The organism is Citrobacter sp. Cb023, from assembly GCF_030336805.1.
Taxonomy (GTDB): domain Bacteria; phylum Pseudomonadota; class Gammaproteobacteria; order Enterobacterales; family Enterobacteriaceae; genus Citrobacter; species Citrobacter braakii.
The window spans coordinates 672,668-691,895 of record NZ_JAOWCV010000040.1 but is presented as its reverse complement, the minus strand read 5'-3'; the positions used below and the strand labels follow the sequence as shown (position 1 = coordinate 691,895).

Sequence of the window (19,228 nt, the reverse complement as noted above, 5' to 3'; positions counted from 1 at the left end):
GGGTACAAAATTTATTACATACGCTCAAACAGGACCATTGATTCCAGGTGTCCAGTGTGCGGGAACATATCAAGCATCGCCAGTCGCCGTATGGCATATCCCGCGTTGAGCAAAGCGTCGCTGTCACGAGCCAGCGTTGCCGGGTTACAGGATACATAAACAACGCGTATAGGTTCTAATTTTATAATATGTTGCATCACACCTGCAGCCCCCGCACGCGCAGGATCGAGCAATACTTTGTCGAATCCGTTTTTCGCCCACGGCTGCCGGGTAACATCTTCCTCAAGGTTTTCATGAAAGAATGTCACATTGTGTAATCCGTTATTCAGCGCGTTTTCCCGGCCTTTTTCCACCAGCGCCGGTACCCCTTCCACCCCCACCACGTTTGCAGCCCGGGTTGCCAACGGCAGGGTAAAATTACCCATTCCACAGAACAGATCGAGAACGCGATCTTCAGGTTGCACATCCAGCCATTCGAGCGCACGGGCCACCATTTGTTGGTTTACCCCTTCATTGACCTGAATAAAATCACGCGGGCTGAAGGTTAACCGTAGTCCATTTGAGTCATACCAGGGCGACTCTTCTGATATTGATTCCAGTATCTCGCTTTGCGGGGCCAGAAACAAAGACAGCCCCTGAGAATGCGAAAAGCATTCCAGTTTTTCTTTATCCTGAACACTTAATGGCGCCGTGTGGCGCAAAATCATCAGGGTTCCGCTCCCCGCCTGCACCAGCTCGACATGACCAAGATGGCGTAACCCTTGCAGACTTTCCAGACACGCCCGGATGTGGGGCAAGAGCGCTTCAAGCTGGGGCACCAAAATAGGGCATTGTTTAACATCGATAATGTCGCTGGATGCGGATTTGCGAAACCCCATCTGCAATTTTTGTTCTTTTGGCCGATAATTCAGGCTCAACCTGGCGCGACGACGATAGCCCCACGGGGTATCAGCTATAACATCCGACACTTCACATTTCATTAAACGCGACAACGCCGCGCTTTTGCTACGCTGCTGCAACGAGATGCTGGCATGCTGCTGCTGGCAGCCGCCGCACACGCCAAAATGCGGGCAACGTGGCACTTCACGCTGCGGACTGTCGTTTAAACGTCGTTTTACTTGCGCGCGGGCGAACTGTTTTTTATCTTCGGTAATCACCACCTCGGCGCTTTCCTGAGGTAGCAATTCCGGTATAAACAACGCCTTTCCGTTATGGCGAGCAACGCCCTGGCCGAAAGGATCAAGGTCATTGACGGTAACGGTTATGATCTGACGCGTCGTCACGCGTCGTTTTGCAGAGTAGAATTGCGCCATCGACGAGATATTTCTCTATTTAACAGTGTGACCCTAATTGTCCCATAACGGAACTCCATGACCAACTACAGCCTGCGCGCACGCATGATGATTCTGATCCTGGCCCCGACCGTCCTGATTGGTTTGCTGCTCAGTATCTTTTTTGTTGTGCATCGCTATAACGACTTGCAGCGTCAACTGGAAGATGCTGGCGCCAGCATCATTGAGCCACTCGCGGTCTCCAGCGAATATGGCATGAATCTGCAAAACAGAGAATCCATCGGCCAACTTATCAGCGTGCTGCATCGTCGCCATTCCGATATCGTGCGGGCAATTTCTGTCTATGACGAGAATAACCGGCTGTTTGTCACATCCAATTTTCATCTCGATCCGTCTGAAATGCAGCTGGCAACCGGTTCACCATTTCCCCGTAAGCTGAGCGTCACCCGGCTCGGGGATATCATGATCCTGCGAACGCCAATTATATCGGAAAGCTATTCGCCGGATGAATCTGCCGTCAGCGACGCCAAAAATACGGAAAATATGCTGGGGTATGTGGCGCTTGAGCTGGACCTCAAGTCAGTAAGATTGCAGCAGTATAAAGAGATCTTTATCTCCAGCGTAATGATGTTGTTTTGTATCGGTATTGCGTTAATTTTTGGCTGGCGTCTGATGCGCGACGTGACTGGCCCGATTCGCAATATGGTAAATACCGTTGACCGAATACGTAGAGGACAGCTCGACAGCCGCGTCGAAGGTTTCATGTTGGGCGAGCTGGATATGCTCAAAAATGGCATCAACTCGATGGCGATGTCACTTGCGGCCTACCATGAAGAGATGCAGCACAACATCGACCAGGCCACCTCTGACCTGCGCGAAACGTTGGAGCAGATGGAAATCCAGAACGTCGAACTGGATCTGGCGAAGAAACGCGCCCAGGAAGCGGCGCGTATTAAGTCTGAGTTTCTGGCTAACATGTCGCATGAGCTGCGTACGCCGCTGAATGGCGTGATTGGCTTCACCCGCCTGACGCTTAAAACCGAGCTCAACACGACGCAGCGCGATCACCTGAATACGATTGAACGCTCGGCCAACAATCTGTTGGCCATCATCAATGATGTGCTCGACTTCTCCAAACTTGAGGCGGGCAAACTGATTCTGGAAAGCATCCCATTCCCGCTACGTAGCACGCTGGATGACGTCGTCACGCTGTTAGCGCACTCATCCCATGATAAAGGGCTTGAGCTGACGCTAAATATTAAGAATGACGTGCCGGACAACGTCATCGGGGACCCGCTGCGCTTACAGCAGGTAATCACTAATCTGGTTGGCAATGCCATCAAATTTACCGAAGGCGGCAATATCGACATTCTGGTCGAGAAACGCGCCCTCAGTAACACGAAAGTGCAAATTGAAGTGCAAATCCGCGATACCGGAATTGGCATCCCTGAGCGCGATCAGTCACGCCTGTTCCAGGCCTTCCGCCAGGCCGATGCCAGTATTTCCCGCCGCCACGGCGGGACCGGACTGGGCCTGGTCATTACGCAAAAGCTGGTCAATGAAATGGGCGGGGATATCTCCTTCCACAGCCAGCCGAACCGGGGCTCCACGTTCTGGTTCCATATCAGCCTCGATCTCAACCCTAACGTTCTCGTGGATCGCTCAACCACGCACTGTCTGGCCGGAAAGCGGCTGGCCTACGTTGAACCTAACGCCACAGCCGCGCAATGCACGTTAGATATCTTGAGTGAAACGCCGCTAGAGGTGATTTACAGCCCTTCATTCTCCGGGCTGCCGAAGGATCATTACGATATTCTGCTGCTTGGCATACCGGTCACTTTACGCGAACCGCTCACTATGCAGCATGAGCGGCTGGCAAGCGCAGCGGCGATGACCGACTTTTTGTTACTGGCTCTGCCTTGCCATGCGCAGATCAACGCTGAGAAATTAAAGCAGGGCGGCGCGGCGGCGTGCCTGTTGAAACCTCTTACCTCAACCCGCTTACTGCCAGCGTTGACAGAGTATTGTCAACTGAACCACAGCGCGGCTCCGCTACTGTTAGACGAGAGCAAAATTGCGATGACCGTCATGGCGGTGGACGACAACCCGGCGAACCTCAAGCTGATTGGCGCACTGCTGGAAGATAAAGTGCAGCACGTCGTGCTCTGCGACAGCGGACATCAGGCAGTGGATCGCGCCAAACAGATGCAGTTTGATCTCATCCTGATGGATATTCAGATGCCAGACATGGACGGTATTCGCGCCTGCGAACTGATCCACCAGCTTCCTCATCAACAACAGACGCCGGTCATTGCGGTCACCGCGCATGCCATGGCTGGGCAAAAAGAGAAGCTGCTCAGCGCCGGAATGAACGATTACCTGGCGAAGCCTATCGAAGAAGATAAGCTGCATAATCTGCTGTTACGCTACAAACCCGGCGCGAGCTCATCGCTGAGGGCGCTCGCTGTTGAACCGGTCGTCAATCCGAATACCACGCTCGACTGGCAACTGGCGTTAAGGCAAGCCGCCGGTAAAAACGATCTGGCGCGGGATATGCTGCAAATGCTGCTCGATTTTCTGCCCGAAGTGCGTAACAAAATTGAAGAACAGCTGGTAGGTGAAAACCCTGAAGGACTGGTGGATATGATCCATAAACTGCATGGCAGTTGCGGTTATAGCGGCGTTCCCCGCATGAAAAACCTGTGTCAGCTGATTGAGCAGCAATTACGTAGCGGGAGCAAAGAGGAAGAGCTGGAGCCTGAGTTTTTAGAGCTTCTGGATGAAATGGATAACGTTGCGCGCGAAGCGAAGAAGTTGTTAGGGTAAAGATCTGATTGCCGGATGACGACGCTCACGCGTCTTATCCGGCCTTCATGCCACATCATTCAACGTAATTGCTGACCCGCTTTCAGGGTCGCGGCCACGTTTCGCGCCGTCATTCGCACATTCTCACTCGCGTTCTTCAGCGCCTCATCCAGCGTGCAAACGGTATAAATAACGCTAAAAACCGCATCCAGCCCATGCTCGTGTACAACACCGACATCAGCCGTCAGGCTGCCGGCAATGCCAATAACCGGTTTGTTGTAACGCTTTGCCACCTTCGCCACGCCAACCGGAACCTTACCGTGAATGGTCTGGCTGTCGATACGTCCTTCACCCGTGACCACTAAATCCGCATCCGCAACGCAGTCGTCGAGGTGTAACGCATCCGTCACGACCTCAATACCGCAGCGTAACTGCGCACCGCAAAACGCATACAGTGCCGCCCCCATACCGCCAGCCGCGCCACCACCCGCCAGTTCCAGCACGTTGACGTCCAGATCGCGGGCAATGAGTTGCGCATAATGCGTGAGCGCCCGATCAAGACGAAGAATCATCTCCGGCGTCGCCCCCTTTTGCGGACCGAAGACCGCAGAGGCCCCCTCTTCACCGGTCAACGGATTAGTCACATCGCAGGCCACTTCAATACGGCACGCGGCAAGACGCGGGTCTAGCTGAGAAATATCAATCCGGGCGAGTGATTCAAGGCCAGTCCCGCCATGAGCAATATCGTTATTTTGCGCATCCAGTAATTTTGCTCCCAGCGCTTGCACCATCCCGGCACCGCCATCATTGGTGGCGCTGCCGCCAATGCCGATAATGATATGTTCAACGCCCGCGTCCAGCGCATGACGGATTAGCTCCCCGGTTCCCCAGGAGGTCGTTTTCAGCGGATCGCGTAAACCTGCGGGAACCTGCTCCAGTCCGCTGGCGGCCGCCATTTCGATAAACGCCGAACGCTCATCCCCGGATAAACCATAAAATGCCTGAATCGTTTTACCCAGAGGGCCGGTAACATCAACATGCACAAGGTGGCCTTGCGTTGCGGCAACCATCGCTTCGACCGTTCCCTCACCGCCATCCGCGACCGGGATCTTCACGTAATTCGCCTCAGGCCAGATCTCACGAAATCCCAGCTCAATAGCCGTTGCCACTTCAAGCGCACTCAAACTTTCCTTATAGGAATCCGGTGCGATTACTATTTTCATAAAGCATCCTTACGCATGTTGACTGTGTTAAGCATACACCAGGAGAAAAACCGCCCCTTTGTGGGAGCGGTCCCAGTTCGCTTAGCGTACCATGCACGGACGCTTATTATCAAACGTCCAGTTCGGGATCAGATACTGCATTCCCATGGCATCATCGCGCGCTCCCAGTCCATGTTGCTGATACAGCTCGTGAGCTTTCATAACCTGATCCATATCCAGCTCCACGCCCAGACCCGGCTTCGCCGGTACCTGCACCATGCCACCTTTGATTTCAAACGGCTCTTTAGTCAGGCGTTGATTGCCTTCCTGCCAGATCCAGTGGGTATCGATAGCGGTAATTTTGCCCGGCGCCGCCGCCGCAACATGAGTAAACATCGCCAGCGAAATATCAAAGTGGTTGTTAGAGTGCGAGCCCCAGGTCAGCCCAAACTCATGACACATCTGCGCAACGCGGACAGAACCCTGCATAGTCCAGAAGTGCGGATCCGCCAGCGGGATATCCACGGACTGCAACGACAGCGTATGTCCCATCTGACGCCAGTCGGTGGCGATCATGTTGGTGGCGGTCGGCAAACCGGTAGCACGACGGAATTCCGCCATGACTTCACGGCCTGAGAACCCCTGCTCGGCACCGCACGGATCTTCCGCATAAGCCAGCGATCCTTTCAGGTACTTACCAATTTTAATCGCTTCATTCAGCGACCACGCGCCATTGGGATCGAGCGTGACACGTGCCTGTGGAAAGCGTTTCGCCAGCGCCACAATAGATTCCGCTTCTTCTTCCCCGGCCAACACCCCGCCTTTCAGTTTGAAATCGTTGAAACCATATTTCTCATATGCCGCTTCCGCCAGGCGTACCACCGCATCCGGGGTCATCGCCTCTTCATGACGCAGGCGATACCAGTCGCATTTCTCATCCGGCTGGCTCTGATACGGCAGCGGCGTCGCGTTACGGTTACCGACGAAGAACAGGTAACCCAGCATTTCAACTTCGCTACGCTGCTGACCGTCGCCCAGCAGAGATGCGACGTTAACGCCCAGATGCTGACCCAGCAGATCCAACATGGCCGCTTCGATCCCGGTAACCACATGAATAGTGGTACGTAAATCGAAGGTCTGCAAACCACGGCCACCAGCATCACGATCGGCAAAGGTATTGCGGACCGCATTCAGTACGTTTTTGTATTCACCTAACGTTTTGCCCACCACCAGCGGAATGGCATCTTCCAGGGTCTGACGAATTTTTTCGCCGCCGGGAATCTCACCCACGCCGGTATGACCGGAGTTATCTTTGATAATCACAATATTACGCGTGAAGAACGGGGCATGTGCGCCGCTCAGATTCATCAGCATGCTGTCATGGCCCGCAACCGGGATCACCTGCATCGCGGTTACGACTGGGGTAGTAAATTGTGCGCTCATAATTAAGTCCTTATTCAAAATTAGTGGCGGCCGAAAACGGGACGTTTACGGTCAAAAGTCCATCCAGGGATCAGATACTGCATCGGGCCTGCGTCATTACGCGCGCCGCCGGGCAGCGCCTTATAGGCTTCATGCGCTTTCTGTACCTGATCCCAGTCCAGTTCCACGCCCAGGCCGGGCGCGTCGGGTACCGCAATTTTTCCGTGTGTAATCTCCAGCGGATTTTTGGTCAGGCGGCAATCGCCCTCCTGCCAGATCCAGTGGGTGTCGATCGCCGTTGGGTTGCCCGGCGCAGCGGCACCGACGTGGGTGAACATCGCCAGGGAAATATCAAAATGATTGTTAGAGTGGCAGCCCCAGGTCAGTCCCCAGTCATCGCATAACTGTGCCACGCGCACCGCGCCGGAAAGGGTCCAGAAGTGCGGATCGGCCAGTGGAATATCTACCGAGTTGAGCATCACCGCATGGCCCATCTCACGCCAGTTGGTGGCTATCATATTCGTTGCTACCGGCAGACCGGTTGCACGGCGAAACTCGGCCATCACTTCGCGGCCGGAAAAACCCTGTTCTGCGCCGCACGGATCTTCGGCGTAGGTCAGAACATCGTTCAGCCCTTTACACAAGGAGATAGCTTCATCCAGCAGCCAGGCACCGTTAGGATCGACCGTAATACGCGCATCCGGGAAGCATTGTTTCAACGCGCGAGCGGTGTCGATTTCCTGCTCGCCAGGCAGCACACCGCCTTTGAGTTTGAAATCTTTAAAGCCGTAGCGATCCTGCGAAGCCTGAGCCAGACGCACCACCGCCTCACTGTTCATCGCCTGCTGGTGACGCAGGTGATACCACTCATGGTTGCCCGGCGTGCTATCCAGATACGGCAGATCGGTTTTGCTGCGATCTCCCACGTAGAACAGATAGCCGAGCACGGTGACCGCATCGCGCTGCTTGCCTGGCCCTAACAGTTCGCAGACCGGCACGTTCAGCGCCTTGCCCAGCAGGTCGAGCAGTGCGGCTTCCAGCGCGGCCACCGCATTAACCCGCAGTTCAAAGGTCCAGGCACCTTTGCCAAAGGTGTCAAAATCAGCGGCCTGGTTGCCTTTATGCACCTGCTGAACCACCTTATTCAGGCGCGCGACTTCCTGGCCCAACACTTGTGGAATCGCGTCCACAAGCGTCTGATAAATCACTTCGCCGCCCGGTGCTTCACCGACGCCAGTATTTCCGGCGTTATCGGTGAGCACGACGATATTGCGGGTAAAGTATGCGTTATGCGCCCCGCCAATATTGAGCAGCATGCTGTCATGACCGGCCACCGGGATGACCTTCATATCGGTAATAATGGGACTCGATTGTGTTGTCATCATCATTGCCCTGCGACAGGTTTCAGTTCGATACGTTTAATATCACCCACCAGCACCAGATAGCTCACTACAGCAATCAGCGCATGCACCCCGACGTAAATCAACGCACCGTTAAACGAGCCAGTGGTACCTACGATGTAGCCGATAGCAATTGGCGTAACGATACCGGAGATGTTGCCAAACATATTGAACAGACCGCCGCTCAAACCGCTGATCTCTTTTGGCGCAGTATCGGCCATCACCGCCCATCCCAACGCACCGATACCTTTGCCGAAGAAGGCCAGCGCCATAAAGCCGATGATCATCCACTCCACGTTGACGTAGTTACAGAACACCATCACCATCGACAACAGCATACCCAGTACGATTGGCGTTTTACGGGCGATATTCAGCGAACCGGTACGGCGCATCAGCCAGTCGGAAATAATGCCGCCGAGCACGCCGCCTGCAAATCCGCAAATGGCCGGGACCGAGGCAACAAAACCGGCTTTCAAAATCGACATACCGCGTGCCTGTACCAGATAAACCGGGAACCAGGTGATAAAGAAGTAGGTCAGCGCGTTTATGCAGTATTGGCCGATATAAATACCGATCATCATCCGTGAGCCCAGCAGTTGCTTGATCTGCCCCCACTTCACGCTGAACGGCACTTTGGCTTTGGCTGCCGCCTGATCCATATTGATCAGCGCTCCGCCTTCGGCAATATAGTCCAGCTCTTTTTGGTTTACGCCCGGATGCTGGTTCGGTTCATGAATCACCTTCAGCCAGATAAAGCTGATAACAATCCCGAGACCGCCCATAAAGAAGAACACATGCGACCAGCCCACTTCGTGGGTCAACCAGCCCATGATTGGCGCGAAGATCACGGTGGCAAAGTACTGCGCCGAGTTAAAAATAGCGACCGCCGTGCCCCTTTCCTGCGCCGGGAACCACGCCGCCACAATACGACTGTTGCCAGGGAAGGATGGCGCTTCGGCTAACCCCACGAGGAAGCGCAGGGTAAACAGCGCAACGATAATGCCGAAGCCGCTGAAGATATCGACGAAGCCCTGCAGCAGGGTAAACATGGACCAGATAAAAATGGACCAGAAGTAAACACGTTTTGAACCGAAGCGGTCGAGCAGCCAGCCGCCGGGGATCTGACCGATAACATAGGCCCATGAAAAAGCGGAGAATACATACCCCATCCCTACCGCATCCAGACCAATATCTTTGGCCATCTCCGAGCCGGCGATGGATAAGGTGGCGCGATCGCCGTAGTTGAAGGATGTGACGATAAACAGCATCACCACTATCCAGTAGCGAGCGTTAGTGCGTTTTTCCGCGCTGCTCGCCGCCTGACTTAATGAACTCATTGTTGCACTCCTGAATCTTGGCTTTCGCCAGTTCATTCTGTACAGCACCTGTAGGGTGATCAGAATGAGAGGTTAGTGTGTGGCAGTTTTGGTACAGCTCAGGGCCGTTTTATTCTGACTCGCTGCCTTTTCGGGAACTGACGGGAAAAGTATATGAAGGAGTGCCTCTTACCCTCACCGTGCAAAAACACAACATTGCGGGAGGTGAATGAGGTTGTTTATGGCATAAGCCTAAGGGAATGGAAGATGCTTCACGAAATTGGCGTTTGGTGGGCGTTTTGTTGCCGGGTAGCAACGCCTTACCCGGCCTACGATCCAAAAGAGAGTAACAGGCCCGTGCAAGCAAAGTGCTGCCGGGCGCAAGGTTATTTAAGCAAGGTTCCCCAGTTTTCTACCCAGGGATTGGATTCGCTTTCCGGTTCAGGATGCTCGCTGGCGTCAATCAGCAGCATTTCCCCAACACGGTGGGCGCTTTGTTCCTGCAACAGTGCATCGAACTGCTTGCCGCCATTGCAGAAATTAACATAGCTACTGTCACCCAGCGCAATTACTCCGTAATGCAGATTTGGCTGGAAACCGAGATTATCTTTGATCCCCTGAAACAGCGGCACGATGCTATCCGGCAGATCGCCCTGCCCGGTCGTTGAGGTCACCACCAGCACATATTTTTCCTGATATGCCTGCCAGTCGCTGAGCTCGGGATCTTCGAACACCGTGGCTTTATGACCCTGCGCCGTCAAAATAGCTTCGGCCTCTTCGGCAACCAGCAACGCGTTTCCGTACATCGTGCCGACAAAAATTCCAATTTCCGCCATAACCGTAATCTCCTGGGACTTAAGAATCTATCTGCTCATCCTGACCTGACAGCCCGCTGAACTCAACCCTTTCATTCTCAGGGAGAAGTCCACGCCAGCCAAACTGTGATAGCGCCTGCATCCAGACATCATCCAGCCCGGCGCGAATAACCAGCGGTTCGCCGGTAAAAGGATGAGTCAGCGTAAGCTGGCTGGCATGAAGCATCAAACGCTGACAGCCAAAATGCTCAGCGGCGCTGCGGTTTTGCCGCAAATCACCGTGCTTACTGTCGCCGATAATCGGATGGCGTAAGTGCGCCAGATGGCGTCTGAGCTGGTGTTTTCGACCGGTTTTAGGATCCAGTTCCACCAATCCGTAACGGGTCGTCGGATAACGTCCGGTCGCTACCGGCATCTCAACCGTCGCCAAACCGCGATAATGGGTGACGGCAGGCTGCGGGCCTTTATCATCACGGGCAAATTTATCGGCGATCTTATCCAGTTCTTCGACCAGCGGGTAATCCAACACGGCATCATCCATCAGCCAGCCACGCACAATCGCATGATAGCGTTTCTGAATTTGATGATGTTCAAATTGCTGGGACAGCAACCGCCCGGCTTCGCTGGACAGTCCCATCAGCAGTACTCCGGAAGTCGGTCTGTCGAGTCGGTGGGCGGTAAAAACGTGCTGACCAATCTGGTCGCGTACCGTTTGCATCACCACCACTTTCTCATCCCGGTCGAGCCAACTGCGGTGAACCAACCAGCCCGAAGGTTTGTTAACTGCGACCAGCCATTCGTCCTGATACAGAATCTCCAGCATCAGGCGTTATCACTTGTAAACAGTGCATCCAATTCCTGCAATGCCGTCAGGAGAATTTCGCGTTGCGGGTGATCGGCTGCCAACGCCATTTCGTAATACGGTGCGACGGCAAAAGCCTGCGGAAGCGGCTGAGCGTTATCAATCAGCGTATGCATGCGGGGAATCAATACCCATTGCAGCCACTCAACCGGCTCCATGGTATCCATACAAAAAGGCTGCGTGCTGGTAAACAGATGCTCTGCAGGCTCATCCAACCGCCAGTGATTATGTTCACGCAGTAGCGCTTCAAGCGCGTGTAACTGCTGGCGCACACGGTCATGAGTCGTCATGAAATTAACCTCAATGATGAAAAATCTGGCGCGAAGAATAGCACTAGTGAAGGGAAATAAAAAAAGGGAGCACTGTAAAAACAGTGCTCCCGGTTCGTTTCGCAGCGTTCCAGCTACTTTTAGTGCTCCCTGCTCATCCGTGACAACTTTTCCTGTGGTCTTGCGACCTTGTTCATCCTGAACTTGTGCATCCTGCTCACATCACCCCGATGTGAAGACTTCATCCTGAAGTGTCCTGGCCATCCTGACCCGCCGAACATCCTGACCGGCTCTCATTCTCCATCCTGGAGGTGTCCCTTAACGCATCCAGCGCTTTCCGCTTCGCTTCATCCTGAAGCCTGTCCTTGTAACACCGTCCTGGTGTGTCCTGCCGAAGAGCCATCATCCTGATGTTCTCTTCGTTGTGCGACTCCTTGTCGACAGATATAGAATCGCCTGTTTCGCCTTGTCTTACAAGATGCTTACAGACACTCCCTTAAGATTATTTTCGTATGAAAGTTGACAATAAAACATTAACTTTATGAATAATAAGGAATAATTATTTTATCCGTTCATTAAGTCTTTACTTATTACCTGGCAATGTCCTACAGGGTTTGTAAGAGATCTCTCACAAGGTTCAGGGCAATCTGGATTACAGAACTGGCTTAAGCTGAGTGAGAAATTCCGCAAGTGAGTCCGCCAGCACCGTTCGTTTACGGGTTCCCAGCGTTTCTTTGCACACTTCACCGGAGAGATTGCACACCGAAATGACGTCAAGCTCATTGTCCTGGGTGGCAATAAAAAGCGTAGGCGACAGCTTGAGGCGCTTTTGCGTAACCAGGTGACCAATCAGGTTTTCCTGAACGCGCCTGAAGTCGTCTTCGCTCCAGGTTTGCAGCAGCGTTAGTTTTTCATCCGCAAACTGCGCGTGCATGTCCCCGGCAAACTGGGTGGTGTAAAAAGCGTGAACGGCTGGTTGTATCACGATATCAAAGGCGCGTTCAACCGCATTGAGGTTTTTTTCGCCGACAAAAGGCTGAGGTTGCCAGAATACCGCATCGTCTGTGGAAGAAATGATGCACGGAGAAGGTACGCCATACAGCTCTTCGCTGAGGGGCCAACTGTTGTTTTTTTCGTACCATGCGTCGCAATAACGTGTCGTAAAGGCTGTCAACGCCTGCGCTGTCAATTCGTCCACTGATTTCTCTCTTCACAAAAGCCAGGATACACTTGTCGCATAGTGTATCTGGTTTATGACGGTGAAACATGTCCTCTTATGAAAATCATCAGGCGCTTGACGGCCTGACTCTCGGTAAATCAACAGATTACCGTGACAATTACGATGCCAGCCTGCTGCAGGGCGTTCCACGCAGCCTGAACCGCGACCCGCTGGATTTACAGGCCGATAATCTGCCTTTTCACGGTGCCGATATCTGGACGCTATATGAACTGTCTTGGCTGAATGTCAACGGTTTACCGCAGGTAGCGGTCGGTCATGTAGAACTGGATTACACCAGCGTAAATCTGATCGAATCGAAAAGCTTTAAGCTTTACCTGAACAGTTTTAACCAGACGCGTTTTGATTCCTGGGATGCGGTACGCCAGACGCTGGAAAACGATCTGCGCGCTTGTGCTCAGGGTGATGTCAGCGTAGCGCTGTACCGTCTTGACGAACTGGAAGGACAACCGATAGCCCACTTTAACGGCACCTGTATCGACAATCAGGATATCGTCATCGATAACTACCAGTTCAGCACAGAGTATCTGGAAAATGCCGTTGGCGGTGAAAAAGCGGTGGAAGAGACGCTGGTCAGCCATCTGCTGAAGTCTAACTGCTTGATCACCCACCAGCCGGACTGGGGCTCCATACAGATTCAGTATCGCGGACGGAAAATCGATCGCGAGAAGCTGCTGCGTTATCTGGTCTCCTTCCGTCACCATAATGAGTTTCACGAGCAGTGCGTGGAACGCATTTTCAATGACATTCTGCGCTTCTGCCAACCGGAGAAACTGAGCGTTTACGCGCGCTACACGCGACGTGGCGGCCTGGACATTAACCCATGGCGCACCAACACCGATTTCACCCCAGCAACGGGGCGCTTGGTACGTCAGTAATCTTTTTTCTCAATTTTGCGTGCCGGATTCCGCGCGCAAGGTTGTGAAAGGTCATAAGCCAGGGCTATTGTAATCAACAGGGAATGACGTGTTGCGTCCCATAAGGAGTTTACTTGATTACACATATTAGCCCGCTTGGCTCAATGGACATGTTGTCGCAGCTGGAAGTCGATATGCTTAAACGCACGGCCAGCAGCGACCTGTATCAACTGTTTCGTAACTGTTCGCTTGCCGTTCTGAACTCCGGCAGTTTGACCGACAACAGCAAAGAGCTGCTGTCACGCTTTGAAAGTTTCGACATTAACGTGCTGCGCCGCGAACGGGGCGTGAAGCTGGAACTGATCAACCCGCCTGAAGATGCGTTTGTTGATGGACGCATTATTCGCGCACTGCAGGCCAACCTGTTTGCCGTGCTGCGCGACATTCTGTTCGTCAATGGCCAGATCCATAACGCCGGTCGCTTTCAGCATCTGGATCTTGAAAGCTCGGTGCATATTACCAACCTGGTATTCTCGATCCTGCGCAATGCCCGGGCGCTACACGTGGGTGAAGCGCCAAACATGGTCGTCTGCTGGGGGGGTCACTCAATCAACGAAAACGAGTACCTGTACGCCCGTCGCGTTGGTACCCAGTTGGGCCTGCGCGAACTGAACATCTGTACCGGCTGTGGTCCGGGGGCGATGGAAGCGCCAATGAAAGGCGCTGCGGTCGGTCACGCTCAGCAACGATACAAAGACAGCCGCTTTATCGGAATGACCGAACCGTCAATCATTGCCGCTGAGCCGCCTAACCCGCTGGTTAACGAACTGATCATCATGCCGGACATTGAAAAACGTCTGGAAGCGTTCGTGCGTATCGCCCACGGTATAATCATCTTCCCAGGCGGCGTAGGGACAGCAGAAGAACTGCTGTATCTGCTGGGGATCCTGATGAACCCGGCCAACAAAGATCAGGTTTTACCGCTGATCCTGACTGGACCAAAAGAGAGCGCCGATTACTTCCGCGTGCTGGACGAATTTATCGTGCACACGCTGGGGGAAGATGCGCGTCGCCACTATCGCATTATCATAGACGATGCAGCAGAAGTGGCTCGTCTGATGAAAAAAGCGATGCCGCTGGTGAAAGAGAACCGCCGTGACACCGGTGATGCCTACAGCTTTAACTGGTCGATTCGTATCGCGCCTGATTTGCAGATGCCGTTCGAGCCGTCCCATGAAAACATGGCTAACCTGAAGCTGTACCCGGATCAACCTGTGGAAGTACTGGCGGCAGACCTGCGCCGTGCGTTCTCGGGGATTGTAGCCGGTAACGTGAAGGAAGTCGGGATCCGCGCCATCGAAGAGTTTGGCCCGTACAAAATCCACGGTGACCGCGAAATGATGCGCCGCATGGACGATCTCCTGCAGGGCTTTGTTGCACAGCATCGTATGAAGTTACCTGGCTCCGCGTATATCCCTTGCTACGAGATTTGCGCCTAACCTCCAACAGCCGCCAGCAGACGCTATCGCGGTGACAGTTTTGTCCATATCAAAGCCGGGTTTGGCGCATCAGCCTCCCGGCTTTTTTTAGTGATACCAGTCACATAGCTCAGACGATCATATAAATACCGATGATGTTTCATTAAAAATAACGCGCTGCGCAAACGATTACCTTTAAAACCCAACCGTGATTTATCTTAGGAAATTATTATTAGTCGCCAAAATCCTCTAAAAACAACAGTTTTTACAGCGTAACGCTCGTATCTTCGCGCCTTCGCTTTCATGATATATGTCGTTAATGTTAGCCTTCGCGCCCGTAAATTCGCTTTGACTATTTTTTAACAGATTAATGGTCCAAATTTATCCACATAAAAGGTGGATTATTGCATTTGGGATCGCGATCACTGATACATTCATTACTAAAATGTATCTTTCCGCCCGCAAATTATTACGGCGAAAAATTATATAAAAAATCGCTCAACGAATTTCGATTTACAGTCGGGTATTTTCTCATTGGATTGACCCCAAACCCGACTTTTTAAGCTTCCTCCAGGAGAAATAGATGGAAAACACTCAAACCAGCACTATCGTTACGGGCCAGACCCGCAGCGCATGGCGCAAGACAGACACCATGTGGATGCTGGGCCTTTACGGCACGGCGATTGGCGCGGGTGTATTGTTCCTGCCGATTAACGCAGGCGTAGGCGGTATGATTCCGCTGATCATCATGGCGATCCTCGCTTTCCCAATGACCTTCTTTGCACACCGCGGCCTGACTCGCTTCGTGCTGTCCGGTAAAAATCCGGGTGAAGACATTACTGAAGTTGTAGAAGAACACTTTGGTGTAGGCGCAGGAAAACTGATTACCCTGCTCTACTTCTTCGCTATCTACCCAATTCTGTTGGTCTACAGCGTAGCAATCACCAACACCGTCGAAAGCTTCCTGACCCACCAGTTGGCAATTACGCCGCCGCCGCGCGCAATCCTGTCTCTGATCCTGATTGTCGGCATGATGACCATCGTGCGTTTCGGTGAGCAGATGATCGTGAAGGCGATGAGCATCCTGGTATTCCCGTTTGTTGCCGCCCTGATGCTGCTGGCGCTGTACCTGATCCCTCAGTGGAGCGGTGCAGTTCTGGAAACCCTGTCCTTTGACTCTGCAGCAACCACCGGCAACGGACTGCTGTTGACCCTGTGGCTGGCAATTCCGGTAATGGTGTTCTCCTTCAACCACTCACCAATCATCTCCTCCTTCGCCGTGGCGAAGCGTGAAGAATACGGTGATGAAGCTGAGAAGAAATGCTCTAAGATTCTGGCATTCGCTCACATCATGATGGTGCTGACCGTTATGTTCTTCGTCTTCAGCTGCGTATTTAGCCTGACCCCAGCGGATCTGGCTGCAGCGAAAGAGCAGAACATCTCTATCCTGTCTTACCTGGCAAACCACTTTAACGCGCCGATCATTGCCTGGATGGCACCGATCATCGCGATTATCGCTATCACCAAATCCTTCCTCGGCCACTACCTGGGCGCACGTGAAGGTTTCAACGGTATGGTGATTAAGTCTCTGCGCGGCAAAGGCAAAACCATCGAAATCAACAAACTGAACAAAATCACTGCGCTGTTCATGCTGGTAACCACCTGGATTGTGGCGACGCTGAACCCAAGTATCCTCGGTATGATTGAAACCCTGGGTGGCCCAATCATCGCGATGATTCTGTTCCTGATGCCGATGTATGCAATTCAGAAAGTACCGGCAATGCGTAAATACAGCGGCCATATCAGCAACGTCTTCGTTGTGATTATGGGCCTGATCGCTATCTCCGCTATTTTCTACTCTCTGTTCAGTTAATTCCCCTGCGCCGCTCCTCGGGGCGGCGCACCTCGATACACAATGGACGCCTCATGATTAGCGTATTCGATATTTTCAAAATCGGCATTGGCCCTTCCAGCTCCCACACTGTTGGCCCGATGAAAGCAGGCAAACAATTCACGGATGACCTGATTGCACGCGGAATTCTCACTGACGTAACCCGCGTAGTGGTTGATGTCTATGGCTCTTTGTCTCTGACGGGGAAAGGTCACCATACCGACATCGCTATTATTATGGGCCTGGCGGGTAATCTGCCGGATACCGTAGACATTGATGCCATCCCGGCCTTTATCCAGGATGTGAATACTCATGGACGTTTGCTGCTGGCGGACGGTCAACATGAGGTCGAGTTCCCGGTCGACAAGTGCATGAATTTCCATGCGGACAATCTGTCCCTGCACGAAAACGGGATGCGTATTACCGCACTGGCGGGCGAAAAAGCCATTTACAGCCAGACTTACTATTCCATTGGCGGTGGGTTCATCGTTGATGAAGAACATTTTGGTTTACCGAACAACTCTCCGGTAAACGTGCCGTATCCGTATAAATCTGCGGCTGATTTGCAACGTCATTGCCAGGAAACCGGCCTGTCACTTTCCGGTCTGATGATGCAAAACGAACTGGCGCTGCACAGCAAAGAAGAGCTGGAACAACACTTCGCCAACGTCTGGGACGTCATGCGCAGCGGGATTGAGCGCGGCATCACCACCGAAGGTGTATTGCCGGGCAAACTGCGCGTTCCACGTCGCGCGGCGGCGCTGCGTCGTATGCTGGTCAGCAGCGACAAAACCACCACTGATCCGATGGCGGTTGTTGACTGGATCAACATGTTCGCGCTGGCCGTGAACGAAGAAAACGCTGCCGGTGGACGCGTGGTTACGGCGCCAACTAATGGCGCATGCGGGATTGTTCCTGCCGTGCTGGCGTACTACGACAAGTTTATCCGCGAAGTGAATGCTAACTCGCTGGCACGCTACATGCTGGTCGCGAGCGCCATTGGTTCACTGTACAAGATGAACGCCTCTATCTCTGGCGCCGAAGTGGGCTGTCAGGGTGAAGTCGGCGTTGCCTGCTCCATGGCTGCGGCCGGTCTGGCTGAACTGCTGGGCGGTAGCCCAATGCAGGTGTGCATCGCGGCGGAAATCGGTATGGAACATAACCTGGGTCTGACCTGCGATCCGGTTGCCGGTCAGGTGCAGGTACCGTGCATTGAGCGTAACGCCATTGCTTCGGTTAAAGCAGTGAACGCCGCACGTATGGCGCTGCGCCGTATCAGCGAACCGCGCGTGTGCCTTGATAAAGTCATCGAGACCATGTACGAAACCGGTAAAGACATGAACGCCAAATACCGTGAAACATCTCGCGGCGGTCTGGCGATGAAGATTGTCACCTGCGATTAAGTCCCACCACGTTTCAGAGTCTGTAGGCCGGATAAGGCGCTCGCCGCCATCCGGTCTACGGATAACGCTATTTCGCAACACTCGCCTCCCCTCGCCGTGAATGTTACCCTACAAACTTATTTGTTAGGGAGAACACCGTGGCCGTCCACCTGCTCATTGTCGATGCACTGAACCTTATCCGCCGCATTCACGCCGTACAGGGCTCACCCTGCGTAGAGACGTGCCAGCACGCGCTCGATCAGTTGATTGTGCACAGTCAGCCTACGCACGCCGTGGCGGTATTCGATGATGAAGCGCGCAACAGCGGCTGGCGTCACCAACGGTTGCCTGACTACAAAGCAGGTCGCCCCCCGATGCCTGATGAATTGCACCAGGAAATGCCCGCCTTACGCGCCGCTTTTGAACAGCGCGGCGTCTGCTGTTGGGTCTCCAGCGGGAATGAAGCCGATGATTTAGCCGCAACCCTGGCGGTTAAAGTGAGCCAGGCGGGACATCAGGCTACCATCGTCTCAACCGATAAAGGCTATTGTCAGTTGCTCTCCCCGACGCTGCGTATTCGTGACTACTTCCAAAAACGCTGGCTGGATGCACCGTTTATTGAGAAAGAGTTTGGCGTGCTGCCGCAGCAGTTGCCTGATTACTGGGGACTGGCCGGGATCAGCAGTTCGAAAGTACCGGGGGTTGCAGGTATTGGTCCCAAAAGCGCCACGCAGCTGCTCGTACAGTTTCAACATCTAGAAGGCATTTACGCGCATCTTGATGAAGTACCGGACAAGTGGCGCAAAAAACTAGAGATGCACCAGGAGATGGCGTTTCTGTGTCGCGATATCGCACGGCTGCAAACGGACTTACATATCGACGGAAACCTGCAGCAATTACGGTTGGTGCGATAGGTCTGTTGCCAAATGGCGCTGTGCTTATCTGGCCTACACGTCGAACACCCCGGTAGGCCGGATAAGGCTTTCACGCCGTCACGCTG

Annotated in this window: 15 protein-coding genes; 6 read left to right on the top strand and 9 right to left on the bottom strand. The window is 53.4% G+C overall.

Features of this window, described 5'->3' with window-relative positions:
- Positions 1-14: 14 nt before the first annotated feature.
- Complete coding sequence (gene rlmD / locus OGW44_RS24105) at positions 15-1,313, bottom strand: 23S rRNA (uracil(1939)-C(5))-methyltransferase RlmD (protein WP_016157350.1); 1,299 nt, start codon at positions 1,311-1,313, stop codon at positions 15-17.
- 57 nt (positions 1,314-1,370) lie between these two features.
- Between rlmD and barA the strand changes: the two genes are divergently transcribed.
- Positions 1,371-4,118: a two-component sensor histidine kinase BarA gene (gene barA / locus OGW44_RS24100; RefSeq protein WP_047357900.1), complete on the top strand. Its 2,748-nt coding sequence runs from the start codon at positions 1,371-1,373 to the stop codon at positions 4,116-4,118.
- A gap of 59 nt (positions 4,119-4,177) precedes the next feature.
- Here barA and OGW44_RS24095 read toward each other — a convergent pair whose 3' ends face one another.
- The 8 genes from OGW44_RS24095 to syd all read right to left on the bottom strand — a co-directional run bounded on the left by OGW44_RS24095 (position 4,178) and on the right by syd (position 12,581).
- Positions 4,178-5,320, bottom strand: coding sequence for a glycerate kinase (locus tag OGW44_RS24095; RefSeq protein WP_016154238.1), 1,143 nt, complete (start codon positions 5,318-5,320; stop codon positions 4,178-4,180).
- A gap of 81 nt (positions 5,321-5,401) precedes the next feature.
- Positions 5,402-6,742, bottom strand: a complete 1,341-nt coding sequence (gene gudD, locus OGW44_RS24090; RefSeq protein WP_016154239.1) for a glucarate dehydratase — start codon at positions 6,740-6,742, stop codon at positions 5,402-5,404.
- A gap of 20 nt (positions 6,743-6,762) precedes the next feature.
- A complete protein-coding gene (locus OGW44_RS24085) occupies positions 6,763-8,103 on the bottom strand; it encodes an enolase C-terminal domain-like protein (RefSeq protein ID WP_181627440.1) in 1,341 nt (446 codons plus the stop codon).
- A gap of 2 nt (positions 8,104-8,105) precedes the next feature.
- Positions 8,106-9,458 (bottom strand): galactarate/glucarate/glycerate transporter GudP, encoded by a 1,353-nt coding sequence (gene gudP, locus OGW44_RS24080; RefSeq protein ID WP_016154241.1) that lies wholly within the window; start codon positions 9,456-9,458, stop codon positions 8,106-8,108.
- A 365-nt stretch (positions 9,459-9,823) separates the two neighbouring features.
- Positions 9,824-10,273 carry a flavodoxin gene (locus tag OGW44_RS24075; protein ID WP_047499385.1) on the bottom strand — a complete coding sequence of 150 codons (450 nt, stop codon included), beginning with the start codon at positions 10,271-10,273 and terminating at the stop codon, positions 9,824-9,826.
- 19 nt (positions 10,274-10,292) lie between these two features.
- Positions 10,293-11,075 carry a tRNA pseudouridine(65) synthase TruC gene (gene truC, locus OGW44_RS24070; RefSeq protein ID WP_019077582.1) on the bottom strand — a complete coding sequence of 261 codons (783 nt, stop codon included), beginning with the start codon at positions 11,073-11,075 and terminating at the stop codon, positions 10,293-10,295.
- The gene (locus OGW44_RS24065; protein ID WP_016154244.1) at positions 11,075-11,404 is read right to left on the bottom strand and encodes a YqcC family protein; all 330 of its coding nucleotides are present in this window, start codon (positions 11,402-11,404) and stop codon (positions 11,075-11,077) included. Before OGW44_RS24065 ends, truC begins: the two co-directional genes overlap by 1 nt.
- A gap of 631 nt (positions 11,405-12,035) precedes the next feature.
- Entirely contained in the window at positions 12,036-12,581 is a 546-nt protein-coding gene (gene syd, locus OGW44_RS24060) for a SecY-interacting protein (RefSeq protein ID WP_016157357.1), read from the bottom strand.
- A 68-nt stretch (positions 12,582-12,649) separates the two neighbouring features.
- Here syd and queF point away from each other — a divergent pair, with 68 nt between their 5' ends.
- The 5 genes from queF to xni all read left to right on the top strand — a co-directional run bounded on the left by queF (position 12,650) and on the right by xni (position 19,142).
- Positions 12,650-13,498 carry an NADPH-dependent 7-cyano-7-deazaguanine reductase QueF gene (gene queF / locus OGW44_RS24055; protein WP_185654462.1) on the top strand — a complete coding sequence of 283 codons (849 nt, stop codon included), beginning with the start codon at positions 12,650-12,652 and terminating at the stop codon, positions 13,496-13,498.
- 113 nt (positions 13,499-13,611) lie between these two features.
- Positions 13,612-14,976, top strand: coding sequence for a nucleotide 5'-monophosphate nucleosidase PpnN (gene ppnN / locus OGW44_RS24050; RefSeq protein ID WP_003840366.1), 1,365 nt, complete (start codon positions 13,612-13,614; stop codon positions 14,974-14,976).
- Positions 14,977-15,538: 562 nt separating this feature from the next.
- Complete coding sequence (locus tag OGW44_RS24045; protein ID WP_016154247.1) at positions 15,539-16,828, top strand: HAAAP family serine/threonine permease; 1,290 nt, start codon at positions 15,539-15,541, stop codon at positions 16,826-16,828.
- 53 nt (positions 16,829-16,881) lie between these two features.
- A complete protein-coding gene (locus OGW44_RS24040; RefSeq protein WP_185654461.1) occupies positions 16,882-18,249 on the top strand; it encodes an L-serine ammonia-lyase in 1,368 nt (455 codons plus the stop codon).
- A gap of 137 nt (positions 18,250-18,386) precedes the next feature.
- Positions 18,387-19,142: a flap endonuclease Xni gene (xni, locus tag OGW44_RS24035; protein WP_016154249.1), complete on the top strand. Its 756-nt coding sequence runs from the start codon at positions 18,387-18,389 to the stop codon at positions 19,140-19,142.
- Positions 19,143-19,228: the final 86 nt, after the last annotated feature.